Source organism: Geobacillus sp. PK12, assembly GCF_004123125.1.
Lineage (GTDB): Bacteria > Bacillota > Bacilli > Bacillales > Anoxybacillaceae > Geobacillus > Geobacillus zalihae.
Genome location: NZ_SDKL01000053.1, coordinates 1 through 14001, shown reverse-complemented (window position 1 = coordinate 14001; position 14001 = coordinate 1). Strand labels below are relative to the sequence as shown.

The 14001-nt window shown below is 54.8% G+C and carries 13 protein-coding genes and 1 pseudogene; 4 read left to right on the top strand and 10 right to left on the bottom strand.

Translation table 11 applies throughout. From position 1 onward, the window contains the following. Positions 1–81: 81 nt before the first annotated feature. Positions 82–1095 (bottom strand): sugar-binding protein, encoded by a 1014-nt coding sequence (locus ETR37_RS15055; RefSeq protein WP_015375929.1) that lies wholly within the window; start codon positions 1093–1095, stop codon positions 82–84. 455 nt (positions 1096–1550) lie between these two features. On the opposite strand from ETR37_RS15055, the gene ETR37_RS15050 reads away from it, so the two are divergent. Beyond that, positions 1551–2252 carry a hypothetical protein gene (locus ETR37_RS15050; protein ID WP_129447466.1) on the top strand — a complete coding sequence of 234 codons (702 nt, stop codon included), beginning with the start codon at positions 1551–1553 and terminating at the stop codon, positions 2250–2252. A gap of 289 nt (positions 2253–2541) precedes the next feature. Here the strand turns inward: ETR37_RS15050 and ETR37_RS15045 are convergent, their stop codons facing one another. Beyond that, positions 2542–3885 carry a 6-phospho-beta-glucosidase gene (locus ETR37_RS15045; protein WP_033006173.1) on the bottom strand — a complete coding sequence of 448 codons (1344 nt, stop codon included), beginning with the start codon at positions 3883–3885 and terminating at the stop codon, positions 2542–2544. A gap of 124 nt (positions 3886–4009) precedes the next feature. On the opposite strand from ETR37_RS15045, the gene ETR37_RS15040 reads away from it, so the two are divergent. Beyond that, positions 4010–4777 carry a MurR/RpiR family transcriptional regulator gene (locus ETR37_RS15040; RefSeq protein WP_015375932.1) on the top strand — a complete coding sequence of 256 codons (768 nt, stop codon included), beginning with the start codon at positions 4010–4012 and terminating at the stop codon, positions 4775–4777. A gap of 466 nt (positions 4778–5243) precedes the next feature. Here the strand turns inward: ETR37_RS15040 and ETR37_RS15035 are convergent, their stop codons facing one another. The 4 genes from ETR37_RS15035 to ETR37_RS15020 all read right to left on the bottom strand — a co-directional run bounded on the left by ETR37_RS15035 (position 5244) and on the right by ETR37_RS15020 (position 10148). Then, positions 5244–6605 (bottom strand): FAD-binding oxidoreductase, encoded by a 1362-nt coding sequence (locus tag ETR37_RS15035; protein WP_033006174.1) that lies wholly within the window; start codon positions 6603–6605, stop codon positions 5244–5246. A gap of 109 nt (positions 6606–6714) precedes the next feature. Further along, complete coding sequence (locus tag ETR37_RS15030) at positions 6715–7692, bottom strand: alpha-ketoacid dehydrogenase subunit beta (protein WP_020755918.1); 978 nt, start codon at positions 7690–7692, stop codon at positions 6715–6717. Then, positions 7693–8772, bottom strand: coding sequence for a pyruvate dehydrogenase (acetyl-transferring) E1 component subunit alpha (gene pdhA / locus ETR37_RS15025; protein WP_060788605.1), 1080 nt, complete (start codon positions 8770–8772; stop codon positions 7693–7695). It lies immediately after the preceding gene. Positions 8773–8846: 74 nt separating this feature from the next. Continuing rightward, complete coding sequence (locus ETR37_RS15020) at positions 8847–10148, bottom strand: dihydrolipoamide acetyltransferase family protein (protein WP_033006178.1); 1302 nt, start codon at positions 10146–10148, stop codon at positions 8847–8849. 490 nt (positions 10149–10638) lie between these two features. On the opposite strand from ETR37_RS15020, the gene gloA2 reads away from it, so the two are divergent. Together gloA2 and ETR37_RS15010 are read left to right on the top strand one after the other, a co-directional pair. Beyond that, positions 10639–11025, top strand: a complete 387-nt coding sequence (gloA2, locus tag ETR37_RS15015) for an SMU1112c/YaeR family gloxylase I-like metalloprotein (RefSeq protein WP_033011380.1) — start codon at positions 10639–10641, stop codon at positions 11023–11025. A gap of 98 nt (positions 11026–11123) precedes the next feature. Next, the gene (locus ETR37_RS15010) at positions 11124–12110 is read left to right on the top strand and encodes a Gfo/Idh/MocA family protein (protein WP_060788604.1); all 987 of its coding nucleotides are present in this window, start codon (positions 11124–11126) and stop codon (positions 12108–12110) included. Positions 12111–12205: 95 nt separating this feature from the next. On the opposite strand, the gene ETR37_RS15005 is transcribed toward ETR37_RS15010, so the two are convergent. The 4 genes and pseudogenes from ETR37_RS15005 to ETR37_RS14990 form a co-directional block, all read right to left on the bottom strand. Beyond that, positions 12206–12643 carry a DUF4275 family protein gene (locus ETR37_RS15005; protein WP_129447465.1) on the bottom strand — a complete coding sequence of 146 codons (438 nt, stop codon included), beginning with the start codon at positions 12641–12643 and terminating at the stop codon, positions 12206–12208. Between the two features lie 215 nt (positions 12644–12858). After that, positions 12859–13278, bottom strand: a complete 420-nt coding sequence (gene arsC, locus ETR37_RS15000) for an arsenate reductase (thioredoxin) (RefSeq protein WP_011232692.1) — start codon at positions 13276–13278, stop codon at positions 12859–12861. A gap of 15 nt (positions 13279–13293) precedes the next feature. Then, positions 13294–13494, bottom strand: a pseudogene (locus ETR37_RS14995) (arsenic resistance protein); the annotation flags it as partial. A gap of 6 nt (positions 13495–13500) precedes the next feature. Continuing rightward, a complete protein-coding gene (locus ETR37_RS14990; RefSeq protein WP_020755926.1) occupies positions 13501–13848 on the bottom strand; it encodes an ArsR/SmtB family transcription factor in 348 nt (115 codons plus the stop codon). Positions 13849–14001 lie beyond the last annotated feature (153 nt).

Sequence of the window (14001 nt, the reverse complement as noted above, 5' to 3'; positions counted from 1 at the left end):
GGCCATCTCTCATGCTTTAGCGGTGTTCGCCAACCTTTCTCCGCTTTCAGCCCCCTCCCTACGGAGGCTTGGAAGGCGCCTTCATGGCGTGTTGACCTCATAATGGCGCGCCGGGCGCAGCGGCAAATCCTCTTTTCGGATCACTTTCGTCTCCGTATTCGTCACCGCCGGCACGTCTCTGCCGGCGACGATCTCGGCCATCATGTTGACCGCCTTGTATCCCATTTCATACGGCTCCTGCACCACGGTCGCCGCAATCGTTCCTTTCTGCAAATAGCGGATCGTCTCCGGAAGCGTATCAAAACCGATAATATACGTCTTTTGCTCGCGGTGAAACTGTTCCACCACTTGGGCAATACCGATCGCATCAAGCGCGCTTGTGCCGTAAAACGCATTCACATCCGGGTGCTTTTTCAAAATCGTATACGCCTTTTCCGCGGCTTGCACACGCGTAATGTGCGACTCTTCGATGGCGACGATGCGGATGCCTTTTTCCTGTCTCACCGCATCCTCAAATCCGCGCACTCGCAGCTGTTGGTGCGCCGCCGTCAAACTGCCGGTAATAATCGCGACCGTCGCCTTGCCCTTCGTATCCTCAGCCAACGCCCGTCCCGCGAGAAAACCGGCATAATAATTATCCGTTCCCACATAGGCGACACGTCGGCTCGTCGGGGCATCCGTATCGATCGTCACTACAGGAATATTCTTGTCCGTAATTTCGTTAATCACGGGGACAAATTCCGCTTCCGTCAACCCTTGTGTGATGATCCCATCGACTTTCGCCGCCGCAGCTTTTTTCAAAATGCGCAAATGCTCATCCATATTCGCCTGCCGCGGGCCGATATACTCAAGATCAACCCCCAGTTCTTTCGCCGCCGCTTTCGCTCCTTTTTCCACGAGCCGCCAGTAATCATTATCGAGTTCCTCTGGCACAAGCACGAAATGATAGGCCTCTTTTGTTTTTTCCGGAACCCGTTCCTTCTCTGATTTCGGATACGCATACACGTTCCAAGCGCAATAGGCGGTGAAGGAAGCGCTTGCAAAGAGCAGGGCGATGCCGCCCCCGTAAAACAGCCGTTTCCACCAATCGCGCATCTTGATCCCTCCTACCGCCATTGTACATGAATGCCGGGGCGCTAGCCTAGACAAAAGAAAATGGATGCCGTGTCTCTCCCTTCTTCCCGCCTGCCGCGGCCTCACATCGCCCTCCTCTTCTTTTCGACGTATATAAATGATGCCCTTTTATGCAAAAAATTCATTTACCTACCTTTTTTGGCTCTTCACCACAACATGTACTTGACAAGCAATACAGTTTCCTGCACAAAGATGTGCCAAAATCGCGGATTTGTTGATTTTCCCTCACAAGCATAAATAAGGTATGTTCAGAAAAAATCAAGTACAACTTTTGGTGAAGAGCCCCTTTTTTACATGGACAATATATGTACCTTAAGAAAAAATTCAAAAAATTTTTGATCATATTTTCCTTTCGATCCTGCTTCTTTTTGTCGAATAATGATATAATAGAAACGGAAAAAAAGGAGGTGAAGATGATGGAGCAGTTGTTAGAACGTATTTTTGATGAGCTGGCTTTTTTGCGGGCGAATATGGCAACGAAAGACGATGTGGCTGCGTTGAAAGATGATATTCGAGCATTAGAAAGTCGCGCCAGTCATATTGAGCAGACAATGGCGACAAAAGACGATATTGCCGCTATGGACAAACGCATTAGCCAGATCGAACAAACGATGGCGACAAAAGACGATATTGCCGCCATGGACAAACGCATCAGCCAGATCGAGCAAACGATGGCGACAAAAGACGATATTGCCGCCATGGACAAACGCATCGGCCAGATCGAGCAAACGATGGCGACAAAAGACGATATTGCCGCTATGGACAAACGCATCGGCCAGATCGAGCAAACGATGGCGACAAAAGACGATATTGCCGCTATGGACAAACGCATCAGCCAGATCGAGCAAACGATGGCGACAAAAGACGATATTGCCAGCATCGAACAGCGGATGGCGACGAAAGATGATGTGGCAGATATTCCGTTTATTAAACAAGCGGTGATGGAAACGTTAGAAACCATCAATGAAATCCCAGCAATAAAACAAACCCTCTCTGAAGCGCTACGAAAACTAGACAATGTTATCGCCAGTCAAGCGCGGCAAGAGCTCGTTCTCCAATCACTTGCATTTCGCTCGCTTGAACAAGAAAATGAGATTCGCGCATTAAAAGCGAAATAATCTAGCCACGCAACAACACTTCTTACCGTAGCAATCAATCCTATACTAAGCGCAAAAAGCAACCGCATGCACGGTTGCTTTTCTCCATTTATGGAATGATGGATCAGGCGCGCGTAATGCTTCTGCCAACAACGATAAAACATAAATTGACAACCAAACAAAAACATCCGACACTGGCCAATCCGCAGCAGATCAAAAATGTCCCGTAACAATCGGAAGAATGCTTCTGTCGTATTTCATGACCAAGCCGCCTGTCGCCGGCGGCTTGGTCAATCCGTTCCTAAGCGGCTTAGTTCCCAGCCGTTGCTTTTGCCTGTTTGAAAAACTGCGGCAAGTATTCTTTATGCGCTTCCAACATTTCGTCCAAAATTTGTTTGGCGATGGTGTCAGACGGGACAAGCGGGTTGATCGTCATGGCGACCAACGCCGTTTGGTAGTCGCCGGTGACCGCAGCCTCGGCAGCGACGCGCTCGAACGACTTGATTTGCTGGACGAGCCCACGCACCGCGACCGGCAAATCGCCGACGGCGATCGGTTTCGGTCCATCTTTCGTGATGACGCAGTTTACCTCCACCGCCGATTCCGGAGGGATGCTCGCAATGGCGCCGTTGTTTCTCGTGTTGACCGGCTGAATGTCGCGCTTGTCGTTGTAAATGGAGCTGATCAAGCTGCACGCGGCGTCGCTGTAGTACGCCCCGCCGCGCTGCTCGAGCTGCGGCGGCTTGATGGCCAAGTTCGGGTCTTTGTACAGCTCAAACAGCTCTTTTTCGAGCTGCTGCACAACTTCGGCGCGCGTCCCTTTCGTTTTCGCCGCCTCGAGCTCTTCAGCCAGCATTTTGTCCGTTTGGAAGTAATATCGATGGTACGGGCACGGCAATACTTTCAACCCTTTCAAAAAGTCCGGCTCCCAGCCAAGGTCAACGATGTTTTTCATCGTCACACCGGAGCGGTCTGGATGGGCGACGAGGTCAATCACCTTTTCAGTCACTTCGACTCCGTCCAGATAGACGTGCAAGCCAAACACCATATGGTTCAAGCCGGCAAAATCAATGTGCACGCGGTCGGCATCAACGCCAAGCAGCTTGGCGACGCCCATGCGCATGCCGATCGGCACGTTGCACAAGCCGACCACTTTCTCCTGTTTCGTATAGCGCAAGACGGCTTCCGTCACCATCCCAGCCGGGTTCGTGAAGTTGATAAGCCATGCATCGGGGCAAAGCTCTTCCATATCGCGAATGATGTCCAAAATGACCGGGATCGTCCGCAATCCCTTAAACAATCCGCCCGGGCCGTTCGTCTCTTGGCCGATCACCCCGTATTTGAGCGGGATGCGCTCGTCTTTCGCCCGCGCCTCAAGACCCCCGACGCGAAACTGCGTCGTCACAAAATCCGCCCCGTCAAGCGCCCGACGGCGATCCAAAGTCAAATGAATCTCGATCGGCACGCCGGCTTTTTCGACCATCCGTTTGGCCAGTGCGCCAACGATTTCGAGTTTTTCTTTGCCTTCCGGAATATCGACAAGCCACAATTCCCCGACCGGCAATTCATGATAACGCTTGATCAACCCTTCGACCAATTCCGGCGTGTAGCTCGACCCGCCGCCAATCGTCGCAATTTTCAATCGTTTATCCATATTCCTCTTCCCCTTTCGCCCTGTTGGGCATGGTATAATCAATGTAGGAATCAACCAGTGGGCTTGAAAGCGCCATCCTTTCCCAGCTATCGCACGTTCCGTCCCATGAAAGCGAGGTGTCCCGATGTTCACTCCTGAACAAATCGCCCAGTTCTCCGAGCTCGACTACGCCATTTACGACTATGTGATGAAACATCCGCATGAAGTCGCGTACATGCGCATCCGCGAGCTCGCCGAAGCCGTCCATGTCTCGCCGCCGACCGTGCTCCGCTTTTGTAAAAAGGTCGGATGCGAAGGGTTCAGTGAATTTAAAACGAAATGGAAGCTGTATTTGCGCGAGACAAAGCGAACCGCGATCATCAGCAGTCAAGAGGCGCTTAAGGAATTTTTCGAACGGACGCTGACCGCCGATTACGAGCGGACCATTCTGGATGCGGCAGCCGCGATCGCCCGGGCGGATCACGTCATTTTCGTCGGATCGGGCAGCTCCGGTATTTTGGCCGAATACGGCTCGCGCTATTTTTCTGCCTTTCAAAAGTTTTCTGTCTACATCAAGGATCCGTTTTTTCCGATTTACGGCCATTATTTCCACAACTGCGCCGTCATCGCCTTGTCGGTGTCTGGAGAGACGTCCTATACGCTCGCCCAAGTGCACCGGTTCAAGGAAAACGGCAGCACGATCATCAGCATCACCAACCGGAAACATTGCACACTCGCGAACATCTCGGACTACAACTTGACGTACTACACCACACCGGAGCGGATCGGGCAGACCGATGTCACAACCCAGCTTCCGGTCGTCTACTTGCTCGAACGGTTAGCGAAAGAAATGTATCGACTGCTGGGACGGAAGACGGAAACGATCGGAAAGGACAGCAGCCCAACCGTTTGAGCCCAACTCTGCTGATTGCAGCAACGCCATCGCCTTGTTGTTGGCTCCATCTACTATTACTAAACCGCGCCGGATGGCAAAAGTAAAGGGCATGGCGCCTTGTTGTAACAAAAGGAAAACGAAAAACAACTGTTTCTATGTTGTAACACTATGTTACAAAGGCAAGAACGGGCTGTGCATATAAGTTTTAGAAGGAAGGGGGGAACTGGGGCGTCCCGTTTCCTAGCAACCCTTCTCAAATGAAGAAATCTTGAAACACCCGTTTCTCTTTTTCCATGATGGTCGATCCAAGGGAACCGGCTGTTTTTCACCAACCTTTTCGCGGACAATGCGTTTGTTTTTGTAAACTCAGCCTTGACACTGTGGTGTTGTTTGAGGCACGCTTAGCGGATTTCTCCTTTGCGCCGCCCGCCGATCAAAAGAAACATCCCCGCCAACAGGCAGGGATGCAGAGCGTCCGCTATGATCAAAAAATTTTCCCCGGATTGAGAATGCCGTTTGGGTCAAACAATTGTTTCAGCCGTTTCATCCACACGACGGCGTCTCCTTTCTCCTCGCGCAAAAACGCCCGTTTGCCAAGGCCGATGCCGTGCTCTCCCGTGCACGTGCCGCCGCGCGATAAAGCGTAGCGGACGATATGGGTGTGCACGCGTTCGATCCGCGCCATCTCATCTGCATCGTTCGGGTCAAAGGCAAGCACCGTATGGTAATTGCCGTCGCCGACGTGGCCGAAAATCGCGGCGGTCATCTTCTGCTCGTCAACGAGCCGACGTGTATCGGCGATAGCGTCGGGCAGCTCGGACAGCGGCACGCACACATCGGTGGAGAGCATCGCCTTGCCTGGATAGGCGGCTTGAATGGCGAACGCCGCATGGTGGCGCGCTTCCCACAGCTTCGCGCGGGCGAGCGAGTCGGTCTCGACCACAAACGAAACCGCCCCCTCCACTTCGCACAATTCGTTGACCAGCTTTGTCCCTTCCTCGACGCTTGACGGGCTGCCGCTCAGCTCGATAAACAACGTCGGTTTCACCGGATAATCGGTTTTTTTGTACGCATTGACCGCGGCGATCGTCGCCTCGTCCACGAGCTCGATTTTGCCGGGGCCGACGCCGGACCGCAAAATGGCAAACGCAGCCCCTGCCGCTGTCTCGAGAGACGGGAAGCACACTTTGATGGCGTTCGTCGCCTCTGGAATGCCGTGCAGGCGGACGACGAGGCGGGTGAACACGCCAAGCGTCCCTTCCGATCCGACGAACAAGCCGGTCAAGTCATAGCCGGCCGACGATTTCACCGCCAAACTTCCCGTCTGAATGACTGAACCGTCCGCGAGCACCACCTCTAATCCGAGCACTTGATCGCGCATGACGCCGTATTTCACGCAGTTCGTGCCGCTCGCGTTCGTCGCCGCCATGCCGCCGATCGTCGCGTCCGCCCCCGGATCGACCGGGAAAAACAACCCGTATCGCTTCAGCGCCTCATTCAGCTGCAGCCGCGTCACCCCGGGCTCGACGATCGCCAAAAAATCATCGGGACGAATGTCAATGATGTGGTTCATCAACGTCAAATCGAGGCTAATCCCGCCTTGGACCGGAATGACGTGCCCTTCCAAGCTCGTGCCGGCGCCAAACGGTGTGACCGGAATGCGATGCTCGTTGGCAAACGCCATCACCCGGCTGATTTCCTCCGCTGTCTTCGGAAAGACAACGACATCTGGCTTGTGCGGCGCATGGTAGGCGATGCCTTTGCTGTGGTGTTCGAGCACCGTTTCATTGATGCTCACCCGCTCGCGGTCGCCGATCAATTCCAGCAGTGATTCGTATACGTTCATCGTTCTCCTCCTCACCCGATCGGATCAAGCGGCGCCACCCATCGATGCGCCGCCTTTTCTCTTGACGCACTCTGATGGTGGATCGATCGACCCGGATGGCATGGTTCGTTTAGTATCGCAACAGCGTTTCGATCCCTTCCACGATGCGTTCGGCGTTCGGCAGCCAATCATCCTCCACCGACGGCACCGGATACGGCGTGTCGTAGCCGGCGATGCGCACGATTGGAGCTGATAGAGAAAACAGCGCCCGCTCACTGATCAAGGCCGCCACTTCGGCGCCAAACCCGCCCGTTTTCACCGCTTCATGGACGATCATCACCCGCCCCGTTTTTTCCACCGAGGCGATGATCGCATCAAAATCAAGCGGCTGCAGGCAGCGAAGGTCGATCACTTCCGCGCTGACCCCTTTCGCTTCCATCTCGGCGGCGACTTTGGCGGCAAGCGGCACGGTCGCCCCCCAAGCAATGATCGTCACATCGTCTCCTTCTTTCACAACCCGTGCTTGGCCGAGCGGAATCGTGTACGGCTCTTCGGGCACTTCCATGCGAAACGCCCGATACAGCTTCATCGGCTCCAGAAACAGAACCGGGTCTTCGTCGCGAATGGCGGAAATGAGCAGCCCTTTCGCATCGTACGGATTGGACGGCATGACGACTTTTAAGCCCGGCGAATGGGTAAACAGCGCCTCCAACGCATCGGAGTGCAATTCCGGCGTCCGCACCCCGCCGCCGTACGGGCTGCGCACGACGATCGGGCACGAAAACCGTCCGGCCGAGCGGAAGCGGATGCGCGCCGCCTGGGCCGCCAGCTGGTCCATCGCCTGGTACACAAACCCGAGAAACTGAATTTCGGCAATCGGGCGCATGCCGTTGATCGCCAGTCCAATAGACGTGCCGATAATGCCCGATTCCGCAAGCGGCGTATCAAACACGCGCCCCTCGCCAAACTGCGCAAGCAGCCCGTCCGTCGCCCGGAAGACGCCGCCGTTTTCGCCGACATCTTCGCCCAGCACGATGATGCGCGGATCGCGCTCCATCTCTTGGCGCATCGCTTCATTGATCGCTTCAATCATCGTCAATTCCGCCATTTATCTCACCCCGCTCCGTTGTTTGCGCCGCATCACTTCGTCTTTTTGCTCGGCAAGCAATGTTGGCGCCTCGCTGTACACGTAATCGAATACATCGACAATCGAACCGGACTTGCTGGCGATGGCCGCCTCGTACGCCGCGGTCACTTCATCATTCACTTGGGCGACAAGCGCGTCTTCCTGCGCTTCCGTCCATAATCCGCGCCGTTCCAAAAGCAGGCGCAGACGGCGGAGCGGATCTTTCGCCCGCCATGTCTCGACCTCTTCCGGCCGGCGGTATTTCGTCGGGTCATCCGCCGTCGTGTGCGGCCCGAGCCGATAGGTGAGCGCCTCGATCAACATCGGCCCCTCGCCGCGGCGAGCGGCTTCGACGGCCTGCTTCATCGTTTCGTACACCGCCAGCACGTCATTGCCGTCAACGAGCACCCCTTTCATCCCGTACGCAAGCGCCTTTTGCGCGATCGTCCGGCTGGCCGTCTGCTTCCGGTACGGGACGCTGATGGCGTATTGGTTGTTTTGGCAGAAAAAGATGACCGGCACGTTGTACACCGCGGCAAAATTCATCGCTTCATGAAAATCGCCCTCTGACGTCGCCCCGTCGCCGAAATACGCCACCGATACGTGCGGTTCGCCCTTCAATTTCGACGCCCACGCGCAGCCGACCGCATGAAGCGTCTGAGCAGCGATGATGATTTGCGTCGGGAAAATGTTCACTCCCTCCGGCATCCGTTTCCCCGACAGACGCCCTTGCACGTAATGGAAAAACTGCTCAAGCGGCATGCCATGCATCAAGCATACCGCCACTTCGCGGTAGCTCGGGAAAATCCAATCGTCTTTATGAAGCGCAAGGGCGCTGCCGATTTGCGCCGCCTCTTGGCCGCTGAACGGGGCGTAGGTCCCGATCCGCCCCTGCCGCTGCATGCGCAACAGCCGCTCATCAATGACGCGCGCCCGCCGCATTTCCCGATAGGCGCGAAGCAGCCATTCATCGGAAAACGCCGCCAGCTGCCTCTCGTCGCCGTTTCCGTTTTCGTCCAAAATTTGCACGACCTCGACCGGCAATTTGCCCGGATCAAACATGGAGTCCCCTCCCACTCTTTTTTCATTGCCGCTTCACTTCGCGCTCTCCCAGCTTTTAGGCAAGCATCGAATGATCACCGTACATCCAAAAGCAGCACTTCCGGATTTTCCAAATAGTAGGCCACCGTCCGCATAAACCGCCCGGCCGGCTCGCCGTCAATGACGCGGTGGTCAAAGGTGAGCGACATTCCCATCATATCGCGGATGACAATTTCGTCGCCGACGACAACCGGGCGCCGTTTGATCGCATGCGCTCCGAAAATCGCCACTTCCGGATAGTTGATGATCGGCGTCGCAAACCACCCTCCGCCCGCGCCGGTGCTCGTGATCGTAAACGTGCTTCCTTGCAGCTCGTCAAGGCGAAGCGCCTGGCGGTGCGCTTTTTCCGACAGCTCGGCGATCTCAACGGCGAGCTCGCGGATCGATTTTTGATCGGCGTCGCGGATGACAGGGACGACAAGCCCCGCTTTCGTCGCCGTCGCGATGCCGATGTGATAGCGCTTTTTCAAGACGATTTCATTCGTCTCTTCATCGAGCGAAGCGTTAAACATCGGATATTGCTTCAGCGCCCTTGTCACCGCTTTAATAATAAACGGCAAATACGTCAGCTTGATCTGCTCCTTGGCCAGCTCGCTGGCCAGGTTTTTGCGGATCTCGACGAGCTTCGTCACGTCCACCTCGTCCATCCCGGTCACATGCGGCGCCGTGTACGCCGATTTCACCATTTTTTCGGCGATTTTTTTGCGCAAGCCGCGAAGCGGGATGCGCTCTTCTTCTGGAACCACAAGCTCCGTGCTGGCGATGGACGTCCATGCGGCTTTGTCCGCCTTTTGCTCTATCGCCGTGCCCCCAACTGGCAAAACCGCGGCCCCGCTCCTTTCACGTTGCTCTGCCACCGCCACGGCTGCTTCCCGCTCGCGGACATATCGCTCCAAGTCGGCGAGCGTCACCCGGCCGCCTTCGCCCGTTCCTTCCACTTCATCGATCGGAACGCCCAACTCCCGCGCCCGCTTGCGCACCGAGGGCGCGGCAATCGCCCGCTTGCGCCCCACCGTTGGGCGCGGGGCTTCTATATGAACAGCAGACGCAGGCTCCTGAGCCAAATGGTCAGTCGGCGCCGCTTCGGCCGCCACCGCCGCCTCGGTTTCCACGACAATCAACGGCTCTCCAACCTTCACCGTCGCCCCTTCCGGCCCGGCAAGCGCCACCACTTTGCCAGCGACCGGCGTCGTCATTTCCACCATCGCCTTATCCGTTTGAATTTCAGCGATCGGCTGATCGGCCTTGACCACATCCCCTTCGCGAATGAGCCAGCGGATGATTTCCGCTTCATGCAGCCCTTCGCCGATGTCAGGCAATTTAAATTCGTAGATCATGCCATATCCCCTTCCCCTTGTTCTCACGTTGTGATTGGAAACAAACACAATGGTGCGGCATCAATGGTGCGGCATCAATGGTGCGGCGATCATGAGGAAACATAGAAGTTAAGCGCTTACAAAAAACGTGGTGACCATTCGTTTTTTCTACCAAAATATCAAATGAATATTTTAAATTTTCCAACCTACAAGATTTATGATAGTCTATAGATTGTCAAACTGTCAATATAAGGAGAGCAGACATTTTTCGCCCGCTTCGACAATCAACGACAGCAACTTCCATTATCGCAACATAACATTTTCGATTTCATTTGTCCCCAAACACCGGGAACGGGTCCAAAACGGCGGGGAGGCTGTTTTTCCCAGTATGAGCCATACAGGCGCCAATCGGCGGCATTGGGTGAAAAAGAAGTTGGTTTTATAAGGTTTTTCTAATTGAAAAATAAAACTAGTTCAACGGCATCACCCGTTTATATAAGGAGGAATTGACATGCGCCTTGCCACGATTCACCATATCGCTTTGATTTGCTCGGACTATGAACGATCAAAACGATTTTATACAGAAATTCTCGGATTTCGCCCCATCCGGGAGCAATACCGCGCTGAGCGCCGTTCGTACAAACTCGATTTGGAGGCTGATGGCGGCATTCAGCTTGAGCTATTTTCCTTTGAAAACCCGCCGAAGCGCCCAAGCTACCCGGAAGCGTGCGGACTGCGCCATCTTGCTTTGGCGGTGGACAACCTCGATGAAGCCATTGCCTACTTGCGCCAACACGGCATCGATCCCGAACCCGTCCGCGTTGATGAAGCGACCGGCAAACGATTCACCTTCTTCCAAGATCCGGACGGGCTGCCGATCGAGCTGTATGAAAACTAAAGAGAAAAGCACGCTTGCTCCATGACGATGACAAAACGAAGCCTCTCCGTTGATTTGTGGTACAATGGGGTCGATACAAATGAAGGAGGCCAAACAACATGATTCGATTCGCAACCATCGGCACAAACTGGATCACCGAAGCATTTCTTGACGCCGCGCGCCTCGTCGATTCCTTCGAACTCGCCGCCGTCTACTCGCGAACCGAGGAGACCGCAAAGCAGTTTGCCGACAAAGTCGGGGCGCCGCGGACGTTCACCGACTTGCAAAAGCTGGCCGAAAGCGACGGCATTGATGCCGTCTATATCGCCAGCCCGAACGCACTTCATGCCGAGCAGGCGATTTTGCTCATGAATCACGGCAAGCACGTCTTATGCGAAAAACCGCTCGCCTCCAATGCGAGAGAAGTCAAAGCGATGATCGAAGCGGCGGAGCGAAACGGCGTCGTATTGATGGAAGCGATGAAAGCGACGCTGCTTCCCACATTCCGGTCCATCCGCGAGCACTTGCCGAAACTCGGCCGCATCCGCCGCTACGTGGCGAACTATTGCCAATACTCATCGCGCTATGACGCCTATAAGCAAGGAACGGTGCTCAACGCCTTCAACCCAGCTTTCTCCAACGGGGCGTTGATGGACCTTGGCGTCTATTGCCTGTACCCGATGGTCGTTTTGTTCGGCCAGCCCCGTGGCGTGAAGGCGCAAAGCGTGAAGCTCGAATCAGGGGTGGACGGCGAAGGCTCGATCGTGCTTCATTACGGGGCGATGGACGCGGTCGTCTTTTATTCGAAAATCACGAACTCGCACTTGCCTTCGGAGATTCAAGGGGAAGACGGAAACATGATCATCGACGCCATCCACACACCAACCAAAGCGGAAATCCGCTACCGCGACGGGCGCGTCGAGGACATCACCGCGCCGCAGGACAAGCCGCCGATGTATTATGAAGCACAAGAGTTTATCCGTTTGATCGAAAACGGAGAACACGAATCGGCCATCAACTCACACCGTCATTCGCTTTGGACGATGGAAATCATGGACGAAGCGCGAAGACAAACCGGCATCGTGTTCCCGGCCGATCAGCGGTAATAAAAAAGTTCCAACCTAGTCTGCCTGGGGCTCGGTTGGAACTCTTTTTCTTTCTGTCTTATTGGATTTCCTTGGCTACCGATAAGCCATGGCTGTCACCTTCTGCTAAAATACGGGCCAAGCCATCCGCTTTCATGCGTCATGACAAACGTCCAGTTGAACTCACTGTCCACCACATATAGATCGATTTTGTCGTTTTCCGCTGCCAGATCGGCGGCTTTCAAGCCGGACGCATCCTCCACGGTGAACGCATCGTCGCCATGTTGAAAGAAAAGATAGCAACACGTTTTCTCTTCTTGATCAAACGCCATTTCCGCTTCTTCTCCTGTGAAACAGCCTCTCATCCCATAGCTGAACAGGTGCCATAAGTAGCCGTTGACTCCATTCCGATTATGAAGGTGGATGCGTTGTTTTTCTTCCGCTGTCAAATGGCCGGCAAACACCTCTTCCCACTGTTGTCGCCATTGCGCTCCGAAACCGGACTGTTTGCGGATTTTGATGTTTCGGCGAGCTAACTGATGAAATAACTCCATTTCGTTTCTCCTCCTGTGACCTAATGTGGCACCGCCTTCATCGATGTGCTCATTTCGTCTGTCAACAAGATGGCTTCTCACCATCTTCGTCACACCGAGCGGTTTTCGTCCGCCCAGCCACTTCCCCGTTTCCGGCCGCACTTCGACGAGCAGCTGCTGCGCACCCTATGCAAGACAGTTTCCCCGCTCTTTGCGCCTGCCTCGCTGCACCGCCCCTATTCCCCCGTCTCGGCAAACCGGCGGATGCGCGCGCCGATTTCATCGCGGACGCGGCGGAACACCGCCAGCTTCTCCTCTTCCGTCCCTTCCGCTTTCGCCGGGTCGTCAAAGCCCCAATGGACGCGCTTCACGTGCGGCGGGGTGACGGGGCAATGGTCGGCCGCATGGCCGCACAGCGTCACGACCAAATCAGCGCGGTTGAGGAGATCCGGGTCGATGACGTCAGACGTTTGGTTCGAAATGTCGATGCCGACTTCCTTCATCACTTTCACCGCATTCGGATTGAGGCCATGCGCTTCAATGCCGGCGCTGTGCACTTCCCATTCCTCACCAAGAAGTTGTTTCGCCCAGCCTTCCGCCATTTGACTGCGGCACGAGTTGCCGGTGCATAAAAAGTATATGACTTTTTTCTTCATCGCTGGTTCCCACCTTTACGTTGATGTTGGATTGCCCGAAGAAAAATACTTTCGCTGAAACGCCAATGCTACGTTGACAAGCGCCAGCATCACCGGCACTTCAATCAGCGGACCGATAACTGCCGCAAACGCCGCGCCCGAATGAATGCCAAACACCCCAACCGCCACAGCAATCGCCAGCTCAAAGTTATTGCTCCCCGCTGTAAACGCCAGCGTTTAAAGTCAGCACCCGCAGCGGGCCGCGGGATTCGCTGTCTCGATTTTGCGAATGTTTTCGTCTTGGTCCGGAACGTATGACAACACCGCTTGCAGCAGGGAGTAGTATTCGCTTTGCGGCCGGAGCGAATAATACACCCATTGCCCCCTCCGCTCCTCTTGGATCAGCCCGGCATCTTTTAACTTACGCAAATGCTGGCTGATCGCCGGCTGGCTGGTCGAAAACACCTCCAGCAGCTCGCACACACAGCACTCCCGCTGATTCAAAATCGCCAAAATCGTCAGCCGCGTCGGATCGCCGAGCAGCTTCAACACCCGAGCGGCTGCTCCTATCTCCATTGCGAGTTGCGGCATATCACCCCTCCATTCATCATCATATCATGATTTGCTTATATAAAAACGAACATCCATCATGAAACGGCCACGCCGACCAATGAAATGGTTTCCGTCAATCAGTATATAAATGAACCTCCCCCACTTATCGAAGTGGGGGTTTCCTGTTTCCCC

Coding starts and splice junctions, on each gene's coding strand:
- ETR37_RS15055 (WP_015375929.1), bottom strand. CDS start 1,095: ATGCGCGATTGGTGGAAACGGCTGTTTTACGGGGGCGGCATCGCCCTG.
- ETR37_RS15050 (WP_129447466.1), top strand. CDS start 1,551: ATGGAGCAGTTGTTAGAACGTATTTTTGATGAGCTGGCTTTTTTGCGG.
- ETR37_RS15045 (WP_033006173.1), bottom strand. CDS start 3,885: ATGGATAAACGATTGAAAATTGCGACGATTGGCGGCGGGTCGAGCTAC.
- ETR37_RS15040 (WP_015375932.1), top strand. CDS start 4,010: ATGTTCACTCCTGAACAAATCGCCCAGTTCTCCGAGCTCGACTACGCC.
- ETR37_RS15035 (WP_033006174.1), bottom strand. CDS start 6,605: ATGAACGTATACGAATCACTGCTGGAATTGATCGGCGACCGCGAGCGG.
- ETR37_RS15030 (WP_020755918.1), bottom strand. CDS start 7,692: ATGGCGGAATTGACGATGATTGAAGCGATCAATGAAGCGATGCGCCAA.
- pdhA (WP_060788605.1), bottom strand. CDS start 8,772: ATGTTTGATCCGGGCAAATTGCCGGTCGAGGTCGTGCAAATTTTGGAC.
- ETR37_RS15020 (WP_033006178.1), bottom strand. CDS start 10,148: ATGATCTACGAATTTAAATTGCCTGACATCGGCGAAGGGCTGCATGAA.
- gloA2 (WP_033011380.1), top strand. CDS start 10,639: ATGCGCCTTGCCACGATTCACCATATCGCTTTGATTTGCTCGGACTAT.
- ETR37_RS15010 (WP_060788604.1), top strand. CDS start 11,124: ATGATTCGATTCGCAACCATCGGCACAAACTGGATCACCGAAGCATTT.
- ETR37_RS15005 (WP_129447465.1), bottom strand. CDS start 12,643: ATGGAGTTATTTCATCAGTTAGCTCGCCGAAACATCAAAATCCGCAAA.
- arsC (WP_011232692.1), bottom strand. CDS start 13,278: ATGAAGAAAAAAGTCATATACTTTTTATGCACCGGCAACTCGTGCCGC.
- ETR37_RS14990 (WP_020755926.1), bottom strand. CDS start 13,848: ATGCCGCAACTCGCAATGGAGATAGGAGCAGCCGCTCGGGTGTTGAAG.